Raw genomic sequence first — 15,558 nt, forward strand, 5'->3', positions numbered from 1 at the left:
TAGCCGAGTTATCTGTCCCTAAATTTACGCAAACCTAACTTAGGGAACAAAAAAAGCCGCTTCAGTTTGAAGCAGCTTTCCCATATAATCTTAATAAATCCCTAGTAAATTAAGATAATCGTAATATTATAGTATTAATTAAATCGATTCTGTATTCCTTTTATTTTAAAGGTGTTATAAATATTGCTTTCCTAAAGCCCCAATTATATACTTTCTCCTACATCTACGGAGCTTAGTCGTAATTGGTTTAGAATTATTTACGCTTTAACACTTTATTAACGCTTAGCCATATACATTTATTTGATTTGTAGTGATTTAATCTCAGGCATAAGTATTAAAAAAAGATTAAACAAATAGTTTAAACATCTTATTATTCTTAATTTTACAACACAATTAATAAAACATAAAATAATGGCAACAGTAACATTAAAAGGTGGTGCAATACATACATCAGGAAATCTTCCTGCAAAAGGAACAAAAGCACCTGATTTTGCTTTAACAGCAAATGATTTATCAACAAAAAAATTAAGCGATTTTGCTGGTAGCAAAGTAGTTTTAAACATATTCCCTAGTGTAGATACAGGTACTTGCGCAACATCTGTTCGCGAATTTAACCGTGAAGCTAGCGAACTAGAAAACACTAAAGTATTATGTGTATCTCGCGATTTACCATTTGCTAATGCGCGTTTTTGTGGTGCAGAAGGTTTAAATGATGTTGTGAGTTTGTCTGATTTTAAAACAGGAGACTTTGGTAAAGCTTACGGTTTAGATTTTATCGATGGCCCATTAGAAGGTTTACACTCTAGAAGCGTTGTTGTTTTAGATGAAAAAGGAACTGTTTTATACACAGAACAAGTTGCAGAAACTACAGAAGAGCCTAACTACAAAGCTGCTTTAGAAGCTCTTTTAGATGCGTAACAAAAAGGAATCTTTTTTAGTAAATAGATTAAAAAGTGTTGGCTTTGCTTTTAAGGGTGCAGTATTGCTCCTTAAAACCGAAGCCAGCATTAAAATTCAATTTACACTCGGCGTTATCGTGACTATTGCTGGGTTTTACTACAATATATCTACTACCGAGTGGCTTATTCAACTATTGGCCATTGCTTTAGTAATGTGTGCCGAAGGTGTTAATACGGCCATTGAAGCTATTGCCGATTTTATTCATCCAGAACATCACGAAAAAATAGGTTTAATAAAAGATATTGCGGCCGGAGCTGTATTTATTGCAGCAATCTTCACCTCTATTATCGGCCTTATTATTTATATTCCTAAAATTTTCTAGACAATCCTCTTTTAAAATTGAGTTAATTAAAAGTTTGCTCTGCAATTTTTTGAAATATAGTTTCGTTAACGTTAGTAATTTGTATTTTTGTGTCGTTATAAATATAATGACATCTTTGAACTCGCTTCAAGACCTCAATCATGAAATCTAAACGCATTAATGGCGAAAAGTAAAACTAAACCTAAAAAAGCACCTCGTAAAAAAGTAGAACTACCTAGTTTTAAATTGTCTAATCAACAAAAACTAGTATTAGGCAGCTTTTTAATTACGCTTGGCATAAGCCTAGCTATTTCATTTATATCATTCTTTTTTACAGGAGAAACAGACCAAAGTAGCTTATCTCATTTTGCAGATCGCGACATAGAAACAGAAAACTGGTTAAGTAAATCTGGTGCATGGTTAAGCGATTTCTTTATTCAACGTGGTTTTGGCTTGCCTTCTTTTATATTTGCCGGCCTTATGTGCCTATCTGGTGTGTATGTTTTAATGAACATCAATAAAGAGAAACTAAGAAGACATTGGTTTTGGGGTGTATTAATTATTATTTGGTCGTCTATTCTTTTAGGGTTTTTCGGAAATAAAAACGCTATTCTTGGTGGTACAATAGGTTTCGAAATTAACAGTTACCTTCAAGATTATATTGGTAAAATAGGTGTTGTACTCCTACTCGTTTTTGGTTTAATTACATATTTAGCTATTCGTTTTAAAGTGACGTTTGAAAGTATTGCAAATCAATTTAAATCGGCTAAGAGTAATCTAAAGAGTGAGTTATCGGATATGAAAGAAGATATTATCGTGCCTTTAGATAATAATTTATCTGAAGAAGCCGAAGATTTCAAATCTGCTTTTAATATCTCTGAAGAGGAAGAAAAACCAATTGAAGCACCACTAGAACCTGTAGAGGCTCCTGTAAAATCTAAAATTGAAAAAATTACGGTTGAAAAAGTTATAGTTGAAGATAAAACACCTCTTGTAGTTAAAGTTGCTGAAGAAGAAGTTGAAGAGGAAGATTTAGAAATGAAAGTGGTTAAAGTTGCTGAAGAAGTTTCAGAAACCGACAATTTAGCCAATAAGTTAGTTGAAGATTTTGGACAGTTTGATCCTACTCTAGAACTTGGTAAATATCAATTTCCTCCTTTAGATTTATTAAAACAATATGATACTGGTGGTATTACCATTAATCAAGAAGAATTAGAAAGCAACAAAAACAAAATTGTTGAAACTTTAAATAATTATAAAATTGGTATCGCGAGTATTAAAGCGACTATCGGACCAACAGTAACCCTTTACGAAATTGTACCAGAAGCTGGTGTGCGTATTTCTAAAATTAAAAATTTAGAAGACGATATAGCACTGTCTTTAGCGGCTTTAGGTATTCGTATTATTGCTCCAATTCCTGGTAAAGGTACTATTGGTATTGAGGTACCAAACAAAAACTCAACCATAGTTTCTATGCGTTCTGTTATCGCTTCAAAGAAATTTCAGGCCTCAGAAATGCACTTACCTATTGCTTTAGGTAAAACTATTAGTAATGAAACCTTTGTGGTCGATTTAGCTAAAATGCCTCACTTGCTTATGGCTGGTGCAACAGGGCAAGGTAAATCGGTTGGTTTAAATGCCGTTTTAACCTCATTACTTTATAAAAAGCACCCTGCTGAAGTTAAATTTGTTTTAGTAGATCCTAAAAAAGTAGAGCTTACACTTTTCAACAAAATTGAACGTCATTATTTAGCAAAACTTCCAGACGAAGCTGATGCTATTATTACAGATAATACTAAAGTTATCCATACGCTAAACTCATTGTGTATAGAAATGGATAACCGTTACGAAATGCTAAAAAATGCACTTTGTAGAAATATAGCAGAATACAACGTTAAATTTAAAGCTAGAAAACTAAACCCTAATGATGGGCATCAATACTTACCTTACATTGTTTTGGTTGTTGATGAGTTTGCCGATTTAATTATGACGGCTGGTAAAGAAGTAGAAACACCAGTTGCCCGATTAGCACAGTTAGCACGTGCCATTGGTATTCACTTAATTATTGCCACGCAACGTCCTTCTGTTAATGTAATTACGGGTATTATTAAAGCGAATTTCCCAGCACGTATTGCCTTTAGAGTATCTAGTAAAATCGATTCGCGTACTATTTTAGATGCCGGAGGAGCCGACCAACTTATTGGTCGTGGAGATATGCTTTATACGCAAGGTAATGATATGATAAGAATACAGTGTGCCTTTGTAGACACACCAGAAGTTGAAAAAATAGTAGACTTTATTGGTGCGCAAAAGGCTTATCCTGAGGCTTATCTATTACCAGAATTTGTTGGTGAAGAAAGTGGCACAAGTCTTGATATAGATATATCAGATAGAGATAAACTCTTTAAAGATGCTGCTATAGTTATCGTTACAGCACAACAAGGTTCTGCTTCGTTATTACAACGAAAATTGAAATTAGGATACAATCGTGCCGGCCGAATTATAGATCAATTAGAAGCCGCAGGTATTGTTGGCCCGTTTGAAGGTAGTAAAGCCAGACAAGTGTTAGTAACCGATTTAATAGCATTAGATCAGCATTTAGAAAATGAAATATAATTTAAAATGAAAATGAAGAAAATTATTGCACTTTTATTAATTACCCTTTCAGTTAACGCCTTTGCTCAAAACAAAGGAAAAGCACTGTTGAATGAAGTCTCTCAAAAAGTAAAAAGTTACGATAACATTTCAATCGATTTTAAGTATGTGTTAGAAAACACTGCTGAAAATTTAAAACAAGTGACTAAAGGTGACGTTGTTATGCAAGGTGATCGTTATAAACTTAATATTTTAGGTATCACACGTTTATTCGATGGTAAAACATTGTACAGCATTAGTCCAGAAGATGAAGAAGTAACGATCTCTGAAGAAAATGATGATGAGAATGATGCTATTACGCCAAGTAAAATGTTATCTTTTTACGAAGATGGTTATACTTACGCTTTAGATATTGAGCAAAACATGAATGGTAGAAAAATTCAATACGTGAAATTAACACCTATTGATTCTAGTTCTGAAATTAAAACTATTTTATTAGGTATAGATTCTAAAACTAAAAACATTTACAATTTAATTCAAATTGGAAAAAATAATACGAAAACGACTCTTACTGTAAATTCTTTTAAAACAAACGAGACTTTATCGAAAACCTTATTTACCTTTGATGCGAATAAATATTCAGACTATTATATCAATAAACTAGATTAGGTATTCCATTGAAAATATTAGACCGTTACATACTAACAACTTACCTAAAAACTTTTTTCAGCGTGTTTATTATACTCATGCTGATTTTTGTTTTACAAACCATTTGGCTATACATTAAAGAACTTGCAGGTAAAGACCTAGAAATAGGTGTAATTTTGAAGTTCTTAGTTTATTTTATGCCAAAGCTTATACCATTGGTATTACCGCTTACCATTTTACTTTCATCTATAATGGTGTTTGGTAGCTTTGCAGAAAACTACGAGTTTGCCGCCATGAAATCTACAGGTATTTCATTGCAACGTGCCATGTCTGGTTTAAGTGTTTTTATTGTAGGGCTTGGTATTCTTACCTTTTTCTTTGCGAACAATGTTATTCCATGGGCCGAAGTTAACTCTTATAATCTCCGACGTAATATTGCTAAAATGAAACCAGCCATGTTACTTGCCGAAGGTCAATTTAACGAAGTAGATAACTACAACATTAAATTTACCAAAAAGCATGGTGATCGTGACCAATATTTAGACGATGTTACTATCCACTTAAAAGCAGCAGACGGCCGTACAAATGCAACAACTATTAAGTCGAAAACTGGAGAGTTGGCTAGTGAGCCCGACTCTAATGTTTTAAAACTAATTTTATTTGATGGAAACTATTACAGTGATATCGCTACTAAAAATAGAAAGAGTAAAGAGAAAAAACCTTTTGCAAAAAGTACTTTTGAAAAGTATATTATAAATATCGATTTATCTAACCTTAATGAGGTCGATATGGACGAGCAATCTCAAACCGATAAATACAGCATGCTTGATGTTGTAGATTTAAATACGGCTATGGACTCGTTAATTGTTAAGCAGAAAAACGAAAATGCTGGTCTTGCTAAAAACTTAATGAACCGCTCTAGCGTTAATAAGGTTTATAGAAATACTAAAAAAGATATCGATACCATTTACACTGGTCCTATTCTAGATGTTTTTGAAACATCGGATAAAATAAAATTAGTAGAGCTTACCCTAAAAGGTGCGGCTAGTACACAGCAAACTGTTAGTCAAAAAATTAAAACTTATAAAATAGCTAAAACCAATTTTAATAGACACATTATTTCGTTTCACGAAAAATTCGCTCTTGGTATAGCTTGTATTATCCTCTTCTTCGTTGGTGCTCCGTTGGGTGCGTTAATTAGAAAAGGTGGTATTGGTCTACCAATGGTAATTGCTATTTTACTATTTTTAAGTTATCACTTTATTGGTATTTTCGCTACAAACTCTGCCAAAACCGGCGACTTCAATCCTGTTTTAGCAAGTTGGTTTTCTACTCTTATTATGCTGCCATTAGGTGTTTATTTAACTAAACGTGCTACAGCAGATAAAGGCATTTTTGATTTAGGAAGTATTACGGAACCGCTTAAAAAATTATTCAAAATAAAAGAAAAAGATAGCGTAGATTTTAGATTCTTAGGTGGCTATAAAAATGATGAACTTGCTGATGTAGTTGAAAATTATGAAGCCTTAGGTCATGATGAAAACTGCCGCTACGAAGCGCTCAATATTTTAAATGAACGCGGACATAGCATTAAAGAGTTACAAGAAGCCAATAAAATAACGATTGATAGTAAGTACGTTGCCTCTGAAAAGATAGTAAAAGATTATAAAGACCATAGTAAATTTGCTATTTTTCTTTATGGAACAGGTGCTGTATTACTTATCCTTTTCTTCGTATTTAAAAACAATAAATTATTACCACTCGCTACAGCCTCTATACAATTAAGCATTGTATCCTTTGCGCTGTATGCTATTTACTATTTAAAATCTATTTTAAATTTGAATAGTTTTTACAACTATATAAACAAAAAAGCAAGACGTCCTAACGTAGGGTTACTTATTCTAGGATTACCGCTTTACATGATTACCTACCCTTTATTGAATGATAAATTAAAAGAAGACTTAAAACGTTTTTGTTTAGATTCTTTAAAGTAACACTATTAAAAAAAAATGATTACAGAACCTATGAGCAAAGCTTCTAATCCAGATATTAAATTAAATACCATTCACGATGCTATTGAAGACATTAGAAATGGAAAAGTTATTATTGTTGTTGATGATGAAAACAGAGAAAACGAAGGTGATTTTCTAGCTGCAGCAGAAAAAGTAACTCCAGAAGTAATAAATTTTATGGCTACCCATGGTCGTGGTTTAATTTGTGCCCCATTAACAGAAACTCGTTGTAAAGAACTTGATTTAGGTATGATGGTACGCAATAACACAGACCCTATGGAGACAGCCTTTACAGTTTCTGTAGATTTACGTGGCAATGGAGTAACTACTGGTATTTCGGCAGGAGATCGTTCTAAAACGATACAAGCTTTGATTGATCCAGATACAAAACCACATGACTTAGCACGACCAGGACATATTTTTCCATTAGTTGCTAAAGAAGGAGGTGTTTTAAGACGTACCGGACATACTGAAGCTGCTATTGATTTTGCACGTTTAGCAGGTTTGGAGCCCGCTGGTTTTATTGTGGAAATTATGAACGAAGATGGTACCATGGCTCGTTTACCACAACTGTTTGAAATTGCTAAAAAACACGATATTAAAATTGTTTCTATTGAAGATTTAGTGGCTTACAGAATGCAACACGACTCTTTAATTGAGAAAAAAGAAGATTTTGAAATTGAAACACGTTTTGGAAGTTATAGATTGCGAGCTTACAAACAAACTACAAATAACCAAGTACACATTGCTTTAACTAAAGGTTCTTGGACGGATGGTGAAGCGGTACCAACCAGAATAAACTCTACACTTATAAATAACGATATTTTAGGAACGCTTACTAACAACGTAGATGCGCAACTAGAAAACATGTTTAATGTTATTAATAAAGAAGGAAAAGGTGCTATTATCTTTATAAATCAAGAATCGCAATCAATGAATATTTTAAGCCGATTAGCTTTTTTGAAAGATAACCAAAATGGTGAATCGGTTACTAAGGCTCCGAAAATAAATATGGACAACCGTGATTTTGGAATTGGTGCTCAAATATTACACGATTTAAACATACATAAACTACTCCTAATTTCTAATACCGAACAAACCAAACGTGTTGGTTTAATTGGTTATGGTTTAGAGATTGTTGATTATGTGAAGTATTAATTTCACAAATTAATTGAATTAAAAAAGGCTTTAAATTTAAAATTTAAAGCCTTTTTTAGTTATGTAATCAAGAACACTATTTAATTACTACCTTCTTCGTTATATATCTATTATTATTAAATACTTTCAATAAATAGATTCCTGTACTTAAACCTTTTACAGTAATCTCATCACTATTGTAATTTTGCTTTACCTTTTCGCCTAAAACACTAAATAGTTCCATGTGATCAATGCGTTCAGAAGATGAAACATGCAATACGTCTGACACCGGGTTTGGGTAAATATTAATCTGAAAGGCAGAAAATTTAACATCATTAACATCTAAAGTAGGTAACAAACCACCGGTTATAAATCCTTCAGAAATACTAAAATCGCCAGAGATCTGCTCTGCCACATTTACCTCTCCAATAACATATAGTATTTGCAAACCACCCGCAGAAGTAGCTGCGCCACCCGAATCGATACTGAATTTTTCAATAGACTGGCTATATCCACACCATGTGCATAGGGTAATTATCATTAAAGTTAATTTTATAGTTTTCATAATTGTGCGTTTTATTTAGAATATCCTATACCACTAAATTGAATAGAGGAAAGTGAAATTATTTGCATACTCTCATCTTCTAATTTGTTGGCTTCAAAAAGCATTTTTATCTTAGAAACTTCGGCATTACCCGAGGCTGTTGTTGGATGAGACAAATCTATCGTTCCAGATATTTTGCTTTCAGGATGTCGCTTCCCTCCTTTTACAAGCAACTGGTACATGGCAGTCATTCTGCTTCCATCTTTTGTAGGCTGTTTTAAATGTACCGATACTTTTTCTAATTGCTTAGTATCACCATCATAAAAAAGTTGCAAGGTTTCCTTACCTTTTTCTAACTGCTTTGTAAACGTGACAATAGCAGTAACTATACCTGTTTTTTTATGTGTTAATACAATTCCAGACGCTTTAGTGTAACTCCAGTCTTTACCGTTAATTTTACAAAGAAAAGTGCCATTTGATGTTTTATTGGCTACACTTGGAGTTTCCTTTTTAACTATTTCTGGCGTATTATTCTCAACTTCTGCTGTTTTAGTTTCGTTTTTACACGACATAGTAAGTATGGCGAGTAGTAAGATGAATTTGTATGTTTGCATGAGTTTTAGATTAAAGTTTATAAACCATAAATTGAAATGATGTGCTCGAGGTATTTCCATCTGAATTAAAAATGCGAACCGTAACATTACCGCCAGAGCTACTAATACTAGACGTTCTAAAACCACCTGAAATTGGTGTAATAAAGCACACATTATTTTCATGGCTAAAATTTTCATTATCTATATTTATAGTAAAAACATTATTGCTTACACTTGCTGTAAAATTACCTGTACCATTTAAAATATTACCATTAGATTCTATTAAGCCATAAGCTATAGGAACTAAATTGGCAGTTCCTGTTGCTGTGTGTTGTATTTCTCCATCAAATTGTGCATCTCCGTTTTTATAAATGGTTAATGCATTATTTTTATTATCTAAATCAAGACCATTACCTATTTCAAAAAGAGGATCTGTAGCACCCCAAAGATTTGAACTACCTCCGCCTATATTAAATGCACCGACTGCCATTGAATAATAGGATTCTGCCTTTGTAGAACGTCCCATGGCTGTTGAAAAATCTCCTGAAGCTTCTGTTCTAAATCCCATTGCTGTTGAAGCGCCTCCTGAAGCTTGTGTACTAGATCCCATTGCTGTTGAAGCGCCTCCTGAAGCTTGTGTACTAGATCCCATTGCTGTTGAAGAGCCTCCTGAAGCTTCTGTTGAATATCCCATTGCTGTTGAAGTGTCACCTGAAGCTTCTGTTAAATATCCCATTGCTGTTGAAGTGTTACCTGAAGCCTTTGCATACACTCCCATTACTGTTGAATACTGGCCTGAAGCTTCTGTGTATACTCCCATTGCAAAAGAAGCATAGCCTGTAGCACCATATAACTCTGAATTTTCAACGCTAATACTTAAATCAATAGAACTGTATCCAATAGAACCAAAGTTTTCAGGATTATTACCTATTAATCTCCATCCCGCACCATTACCTTCATCTATAGACTCTAAACCTGTAGGTATGGTGTTTGGTTGATTAATTAAATCGTTATAATCGCCACTAAATACATTTTCGGCCACAGCTGCTGTTTCAGCGTGTTTAGCATAGGGTACCGCCATAAACTCGGTAGCATCAAAATTAATAGTGCCACCACTATAGGTTACACTTGTTTGCAAAAAATGAGCATATTTACCCCAAGCTATACTATTAAAATCGCCAATACTTGGTGTAATATCTGTACCTATGCTTAATATTACGAGGCCATTAGCATCGGTGGTATAATTATGATCTTCCTGGTACACCACAGTACCTGTTTCTGTATTTTGATGAATGCTAAATTGTATCGTCATGTACGAATTACTTAATACATTGCCACTAGCATCTTTAATAATGGCTTTATAGTTAATACCTTGTTGGGCAAACGTGAAGATTGAATTTACAAGAATAAAGAGGATAATTGATAGTTTTTTCATGATGGATTAATTTTAGTTTTTAATTATTTACAAACTCTTAAACTAGTTGATGCTAGTGATACACTATTTGCAGAGACTGTGTTTTTAGATTTTAATAGCGGGCGCATAGCATCATTTAATAATCGCTTTGTAACATCTGATGCAAAAACCCTTTTTAAATCTTTACTTACCATACCGCCTACGCTTGCTGTTAGATTTTTAATAACCTTAGCTAAACCACCACCTTCTAACTTACCAATCATTTCAACTTCTGTTACCTCGAAAGACACAGATTTTTGATAGGTTATAGGTTTTAATGTAAAACGTAGTATTTGTGGCGCTCTCCACTCAATGTCTGGTGCACGACTATCCTTCATTCTATTTGTTATACACCCTTCACACCTTCCTTTTATTTCAATGCCATTATTTTCGAATTTTACGTCCAGTATAAAACTATTTTTTTTTGAGTCGTACCAAAAATTACTATCTGCACGCCTTACATCCTGAAAAAAATAAGTCCATTCCCTTTTAATTGGACTGATTTTAATGTCTTGAAGATCTAAATTTTGCCTGGTGCCATTAATGGCAACAAAACCATCGGTTCTATCTAGTTTAATATCTAACCTAGGTTTAACTTTTTCGTTTAAATAGTTGGCTATTTCTTTTGTATTGATATCGGTGCATTGTGCGGTTAAATTGACTGAAACCATTAGAAATGCAATACCAAAGCTGATTAAGTTTTTCATGTTTTTAGTTTTTAATTAGTATTTTCTTTGTTTTTATAGAGTTTCCAAAATTTATTTTAGCCACATAAAGTCCCGCTGCCAAATGGCTTACATCAAGCCTTGTTTTGTTGTTATCAAATAAAATTTGCTTTCCATGAAGGTTATAGAGCGTTATAGACTTCACCTCTTCCGGTGCATTTATATTTATAAAATTTGTAGCTGGGTTTGGGTAAATCGATATACCAGACTCCTTTTCAATAGGTTCCGTATTGCTTAGTGTAATATCAAAATCTTCAGCCATACTCCAGAACGAATCTATACGTACAAAACCTTTCCATGTTGCTGTATCTATATCCCAACTTTGGTAAATAAGCGAAGTTTCATTGTTATCGGTATCAAAAGTTCGTAATTGTCTACTCTTATTTTGCCAAGATTCACTTAAATTATGCCATTCCTGAATTATCAATTCTGTTTGATTACCAAGCGTGTACACATATACAAAACGGCTGTTATTCCTATAATCATCATTTATACGCAATTGCACAACTTGATCTGTAAGTTGCTGCAGAGCATTATAACTAAATAAGGTTTGAAGGGTAGGAAAATTGTTAAACTCACCGTTTCGAGAATTAAACCCAATTTCTTCTACTTTGTGTAATGCGCCAAAAGAGGTATAACTATACTTCATTTTTCGCACGTTTTGCCATACATCAACATCAGCAAAATAAGTTTGTTCTATTTCTTCGCTTAACTCATTACTTAATGTATCATAATTATATAAATATCTCGTTGTTGGAAATAGAGCAGCACCAACATAAGCACTTTCAAAAGTTTTAGAAATAAGCCTACCACTCTCATAGGTTTTAACCTCTCTTTTAGTGTTGCCCCAAGTGCCGCCGACTAGAATAGCATATACGTATGATGTTTGGTTATCTAAATCATCATAAGCATAACTTTCTCTCAATTTATCTATCCAAGTACCAGATTCCCAATTTTGTTGGATGTTTTCTATTAAATTATTAGCAGCATTATACATTTTATTTCGTTGGTAATAATTAACCCAACCACTCGCATTGCTAGTCAAGCGTAATAAATTTGTTTCTTTAATGCCTCCATTTTCATAAGTATAAAGCTCTCTAGTATGGTGCGACCAATCGTCGATATACCAAGAATAAACATGCGTAGAATCTAACCGAAACTCGGTTTGTGCATATAAATTAGAAATTCCTGCAAAGCATATTGCAAATACTAAAGGATAAAGTTTTTTCATGTCGTTATTTTTTAAAGCTGATTTTTTTAATAATCTTATTTTTGTAAACTATATTTAAGATGTATTTACCATGCTCTAAATGCGTAACATTTAGATAAATTTTATGCTTCGGGAGAGATTCAATTTTACCGTTATAAGTTTTGTTTTTGTGTGCCACTTTCTATTCAGGTAAAAACTATTGCTAATAATTACCTCAAATATAAAACACTAAAAACCTGGTAGTTATAAAATATGTAACAATACATATAATATATGTAACAAGCTAGTAATAGCTTGACTTAAGAAAGAAATTTCACATGTATTTAATTACAGTAGACACATTTAAGTTTACATGAATATTGAAAATATTATGGACAAATTTTTATAATTATTAAAAAAAAGAAATCTGCTATTAAATATTTATGAGCTTTCATGCTTTTTGGCATACTCGGTTGGTGTGCACTTGTAAGTATCCTTAAAGCATTTTGCGAAATAAGAATGATCGTTAAAACCAACCGAATATCCAACTTGAGAAATATTAATATCGGAAGTTTTTAAAAGCTGAGCAGCTAATTTTAAACGTTGTGATCTAACAAATTCAGACGCCGATAAACCAGTAAGTGCTTTTATTTTTCGATGCAGTTGCATACGGCTCATACCGACAGCTTTACTAAAGTTTTCGACATTGAAAGAAGATTCTATAAGCTTTGTTTCTAGAACTTGCTGAACTTTATTTAAAAATTGTTCTTCTAAATTAGTAACAGCGATATCTTTAGGTGTTAATACAATTTCCTGACTATAACGACTTTGAAGCTTGTGCCTAATAGCAATAAGATTAGATACTTTTGCTTTTAAAATTTTAGAGCTAAAGGGTTTAGTTAAATAATCGTCAGCACCAATTTCTATGCCTTCTAATTCGTTTTTATCACCAGCTTTAGCCGTAAGTAAAATAATAGGAATATGACTTGTAAGCTCGTTATTTTTTAGCGTTTTGGTTAGAAAAACACCATCTTTTACAGGCATCATAATATCCGAAATTATAATATCTGGAACGCGTTCTATAGCTAAATCTATTCCTATTTGCCCGTTTGAGGCTGTTAGAATATTATAATCGCTTTCAAAGTTTTGTTTCAATAAACTTCTTACGTCATTATTATCTTCAACAATTAAAAGGATAGGTTTATGGCTTGCTTCAAATTCATCGTCAATAACTTCAGATTCTTCCATAAGAGGTACTTTGTAACTCGATGTAATATTAGCTGTAGCATTTATAAATTCTTCATCTTTAAAACTGTTTTCATCTATAGGTAGCGAAACCGAAAAGCAAACCCATTCCTTAGATTCGCTATCGACATTAATAGTACCTTTGTGAAGCTCCACCAATTCTTTTACTAAAGCTAAACCGATACCAGTGCCTTCATTTTGTGCATCGGTTTGATAAAAACGCATAAATATGTTTTCTAATTCGCTTTTTGTAAAGCCAACTCCCGTATTTTTTACCCTTAATAATAATGTATTATTTTCTATAACTGAATTAAAAGTTATATCACCATCTTTTGGCGTATATTTCATGGCATTGGAAAGTAAATTAACTACAATTTTTTCTAAAGCATCTTTATCGAACCAAGATTCTTCTTTACGCTTTTCAATATTTAGTTTATAGGAAATATTATGTTGTTCTGCTGAATATTTAAACGATTCGGCTAAACCAGAAATAATATTTTGAATGTTTCCTTTTTGAATATGAAGTTTAAGTTGACCTGCATCTATTTTTGAAAGATCTAAAAGCTGATTTACCAATGATAATAATCTATCAGAATTACGCTTAGCAACAATAAATTGCTCTCTTTTGTTATCTGAAAGTGATGGATCCGCAATAGCCGCATCAATAGGGTTTAATATTAAAGTAAGAGGCGTTCGAAACTCGTGAGATATATTCGCGAAGAAGTTTGATTTTGCGGTATCTAATTCTTTAAGTTTCTTATTTGTTTTTTGACGATTTCTAAATAAAAGAAAAAGAAATATTCCAGCAAGTGTTGTAAACCCTAACCCAGCTACTAATAAGTTACGTTGATTCTTTTTTTGCTGTTGGGCTAATTCGTTTTCCGCTTTTAAAGATTTTATTTCTTCATCTCTCTGTTCTGTTTGATATTTTCCTTCTATTTCCTTAATCGTTTCAGCAATTTGAATTTGACTAAGCGAATCTTTTATCTTATATCCTATTTCATTGAAATTATTTGCTTTTTCATGTTCTCCCAATTGAATATAGATATCTGCCAAAACAAATGCCAAATCCTTTTTAATTATGCTATTATTAATACTTTTATTTAATTGAATTCCAACTTGAGACCATGATAAAGCTTTTTGTAAACTATTTTTTAATAATGACAGCTTTGCAAGTTCAAGGGCATTTGTTGCGGCTTGCAAATTAAATTTAAACTCCTTATAGAACTCAAAAGATTCTGTAAAATGCGTTTCTGCTTCTTCTATCTTATTTTTCTTTAATTTAATAAGCCCCAATGTTGTACCTATTTCTGCGGCATTACTCAAATCTTTAATTTTAAAAAAGAATTTCTGAGACTGAGTCAAAATGCTATCTGCTAAGTTTAATTTTTGTTGTTTAAAATAGAGTTTACCTAATTCTACATTATTTGTACTCATATAATATTCGGCAGCTGCCGCTGGGAGCTTTTCAAACTGATTGTTTGCTTTTACGTAATACGATTCGGCAAGATTAAAATCATCAAACCCTAAGTAAATATTTCCTAAATTTTGATATGCGGCAGCTATTACATCTGGTCTTAAAGATTTTTTAATGTGCATAGAATCTACCTTTAAAAAGTACATTTGGGCTTTTTTTATAAAATCTTGTTGCTTATAAATAGTTCCCAAGGCTGTATATGTATCAGCTTTGGTCATATAAGAAAGTTCGTCTTCGTTATTAATGTTTAATAAAGCTTTATCGCAAGCAAATTCTGCATCTTTAAATTTGCTTAGGAGGTACAAATTTCTGCATAAACCATTGTAAGCTATTGCCGCCCCAATGTTATACTTTTCATTTTCTGATCTTCTTGCTGAGCTTTGAAAATAATACAAAGCTGAATCCGTTTGTTGAGTCCGTCTAAAATATTGAGCATATAAATACTCAGTATCGGCAATCCCTTTTTGATAGCTACTTTTTTGAGCTACTTTAAAGCTTTTTTTTATATAATAAAGCGCACTGTCGGGCTTTGGGTTTATGTACTGAATTACCTTTGTCTTGTATTTTGCAATTACAGCAGAATCGATTTTTTTATCTTTTTGTCCCCAAGAACAAAAACAGACCAAAAATAAAAATGGAAAGGATGCGAATTTCATAAGAATAATTAATAGCTTATTAA

The 15,558-nt window shown here is 32.6% G+C and carries 12 protein-coding genes; 6 read left to right on the forward strand and 6 right to left on the reverse strand.

Annotated features, from left to right (window positions below):
* Window positions 1–411: 411 nt before the first annotated feature.
* The 6 genes from tpx (at window position 412) to ribB (ending at window position 7,674) form a co-directional block, all read left to right on the forward strand.
* The gene (tpx, locus tag DFQ06_RS03995; RefSeq protein WP_042498717.1) at window positions 412–918 is read left to right on the forward strand and encodes a thiol peroxidase; all 507 of its coding nucleotides are present in this window, start codon (window positions 412–414) and stop codon (window positions 916–918) included.
* Window positions 911–1,282: a diacylglycerol kinase gene (locus DFQ06_RS04000; RefSeq protein ID WP_042498714.1), complete on the forward strand. Its 372-nt coding sequence runs from the start codon at window positions 911–913 to the stop codon at window positions 1,280–1,282. The genes tpx and DFQ06_RS04000 overlap by 8 nt, the downstream gene beginning before the upstream one ends.
* 159 nt (window positions 1,283–1,441) lie before the next feature.
* Entirely contained in the window at window positions 1,442–3,877 is a 2,436-nt protein-coding gene (locus DFQ06_RS04005; RefSeq protein ID WP_133966144.1) for a DNA translocase FtsK, read from the forward strand.
* 12 nt (window positions 3,878–3,889) lie between these two features.
* The gene (locus DFQ06_RS04010; protein WP_042498836.1) at window positions 3,890–4,525 is read left to right on the forward strand and encodes an outer membrane lipoprotein periplasmic chaperone LolA1; all 636 of its coding nucleotides are present in this window, start codon (window positions 3,890–3,892) and stop codon (window positions 4,523–4,525) included.
* Window positions 4,526–4,533: 8 nt separating this feature from the next.
* Window positions 4,534–6,498: an LptF/LptG family permease gene (locus DFQ06_RS04015; RefSeq protein ID WP_081959086.1), complete on the forward strand. Its 1,965-nt coding sequence runs from the start codon at window positions 4,534–4,536 to the stop codon at window positions 6,496–6,498.
* Window positions 6,499–6,513: 15 nt separating this feature from the next.
* Window positions 6,514–7,674, forward strand: coding sequence for a 3,4-dihydroxy-2-butanone-4-phosphate synthase (gene ribB, locus DFQ06_RS04020; RefSeq protein WP_394345336.1), 1,161 nt, complete (start codon window positions 6,514–6,516; stop codon window positions 7,672–7,674).
* Between the two features lie 76 nt (window positions 7,675–7,750).
* Here the strand turns inward: ribB and DFQ06_RS04025 are convergent, their stop codons facing one another.
* The 6 genes from DFQ06_RS04025 to DFQ06_RS04050 all read right to left on the reverse strand — a co-directional run bounded on the left by DFQ06_RS04025 (window position 7,751) and on the right by DFQ06_RS04050 (window position 15,535).
* A complete protein-coding gene (locus DFQ06_RS04025; protein ID WP_133966146.1) occupies window positions 7,751–8,218 on the reverse strand; it encodes a T9SS type A sorting domain-containing protein in 468 nt (155 codons plus the stop codon).
* A gap of 11 nt (window positions 8,219–8,229) precedes the next feature.
* The gene (locus DFQ06_RS04030) at window positions 8,230–8,811 is read right to left on the reverse strand and encodes a hypothetical protein (RefSeq protein WP_133966148.1); all 582 of its coding nucleotides are present in this window, start codon (window positions 8,809–8,811) and stop codon (window positions 8,230–8,232) included.
* A 10-nt stretch (window positions 8,812–8,821) separates the two neighbouring features.
* Window positions 8,822–10,225: a hypothetical protein gene (locus DFQ06_RS04035; RefSeq protein ID WP_133966150.1), complete on the reverse strand. Its 1,404-nt coding sequence runs from the start codon at window positions 10,223–10,225 to the stop codon at window positions 8,822–8,824.
* Between the two features lie 23 nt (window positions 10,226–10,248).
* Entirely contained in the window at window positions 10,249–10,950 is a 702-nt protein-coding gene (locus DFQ06_RS04040; protein ID WP_133966152.1) for a hypothetical protein, read from the reverse strand.
* Window positions 10,951–10,954: 4 nt separating this feature from the next.
* Window positions 10,955–12,199: a T9SS type A sorting domain-containing protein gene (locus DFQ06_RS04045; protein WP_133966154.1), complete on the reverse strand. Its 1,245-nt coding sequence runs from the start codon at window positions 12,197–12,199 to the stop codon at window positions 10,955–10,957.
* Between the two features lie 399 nt (window positions 12,200–12,598).
* Complete coding sequence (locus tag DFQ06_RS04050; protein ID WP_133966156.1) at window positions 12,599–15,535, reverse strand: ATP-binding protein; 2,937 nt, start codon at window positions 15,533–15,535, stop codon at window positions 12,599–12,601.
* Between the last annotated feature and the right edge of the window lie 23 nt (window positions 15,536–15,558).

The sequence above is a fragment of the Algibacter lectus genome (assembly GCF_004368925.1).
GTDB lineage: Bacteria > Bacteroidota > Bacteroidia > Flavobacteriales > Flavobacteriaceae > Algibacter > Algibacter lectus.

Excerpts from the sequence above, each read along its gene's own strand:
- tpx (WP_042498717.1), top strand. The coding sequence starts at position 412 with ATGGCAACAGTAACATTAAAAGGTGGTGCAATACATACATCAGGAAAT.
- DFQ06_RS04000 (WP_042498714.1), top strand. The coding sequence starts at position 911 with ATGCGTAACAAAAAGGAATCTTTTTTAGTAAATAGATTAAAAAGTGTT.
- DFQ06_RS04005 (WP_133966144.1), top strand. The coding sequence starts at position 1,442 with ATGGCGAAAAGTAAAACTAAACCTAAAAAAGCACCTCGTAAAAAAGTA.
- DFQ06_RS04010 (WP_042498836.1), top strand. The coding sequence starts at position 3,890 with ATGAAGAAAATTATTGCACTTTTATTAATTACCCTTTCAGTTAACGCC.
- ribB (WP_394345336.1), top strand. The coding sequence starts at position 6,514 with ATGATTACAGAACCTATGAGCAAAGCTTCTAATCCAGATATTAAATTA.
- DFQ06_RS04025 (WP_133966146.1), bottom strand. The coding sequence starts at position 8,218 with ATGAAAACTATAAAATTAACTTTAATGATAATTACCCTATGCACATGG.
- DFQ06_RS04030 (WP_133966148.1), bottom strand. The coding sequence starts at position 8,811 with ATGCAAACATACAAATTCATCTTACTACTCGCCATACTTACTATGTCG.
- DFQ06_RS04035 (WP_133966150.1), bottom strand. The coding sequence starts at position 10,225 with ATGAAAAAACTATCAATTATCCTCTTTATTCTTGTAAATTCAATCTTC.
- DFQ06_RS04040 (WP_133966152.1), bottom strand. The coding sequence starts at position 10,950 with ATGAAAAACTTAATCAGCTTTGGTATTGCATTTCTAATGGTTTCAGTC.
- DFQ06_RS04045 (WP_133966154.1), bottom strand. The coding sequence starts at position 12,199 with ATGAAAAAACTTTATCCTTTAGTATTTGCAATATGCTTTGCAGGAATT.
- DFQ06_RS04050 (WP_133966156.1), bottom strand. The coding sequence starts at position 15,535 with ATGAAATTCGCATCCTTTCCATTTTTATTTTTGGTCTGTTTTTGTTCT.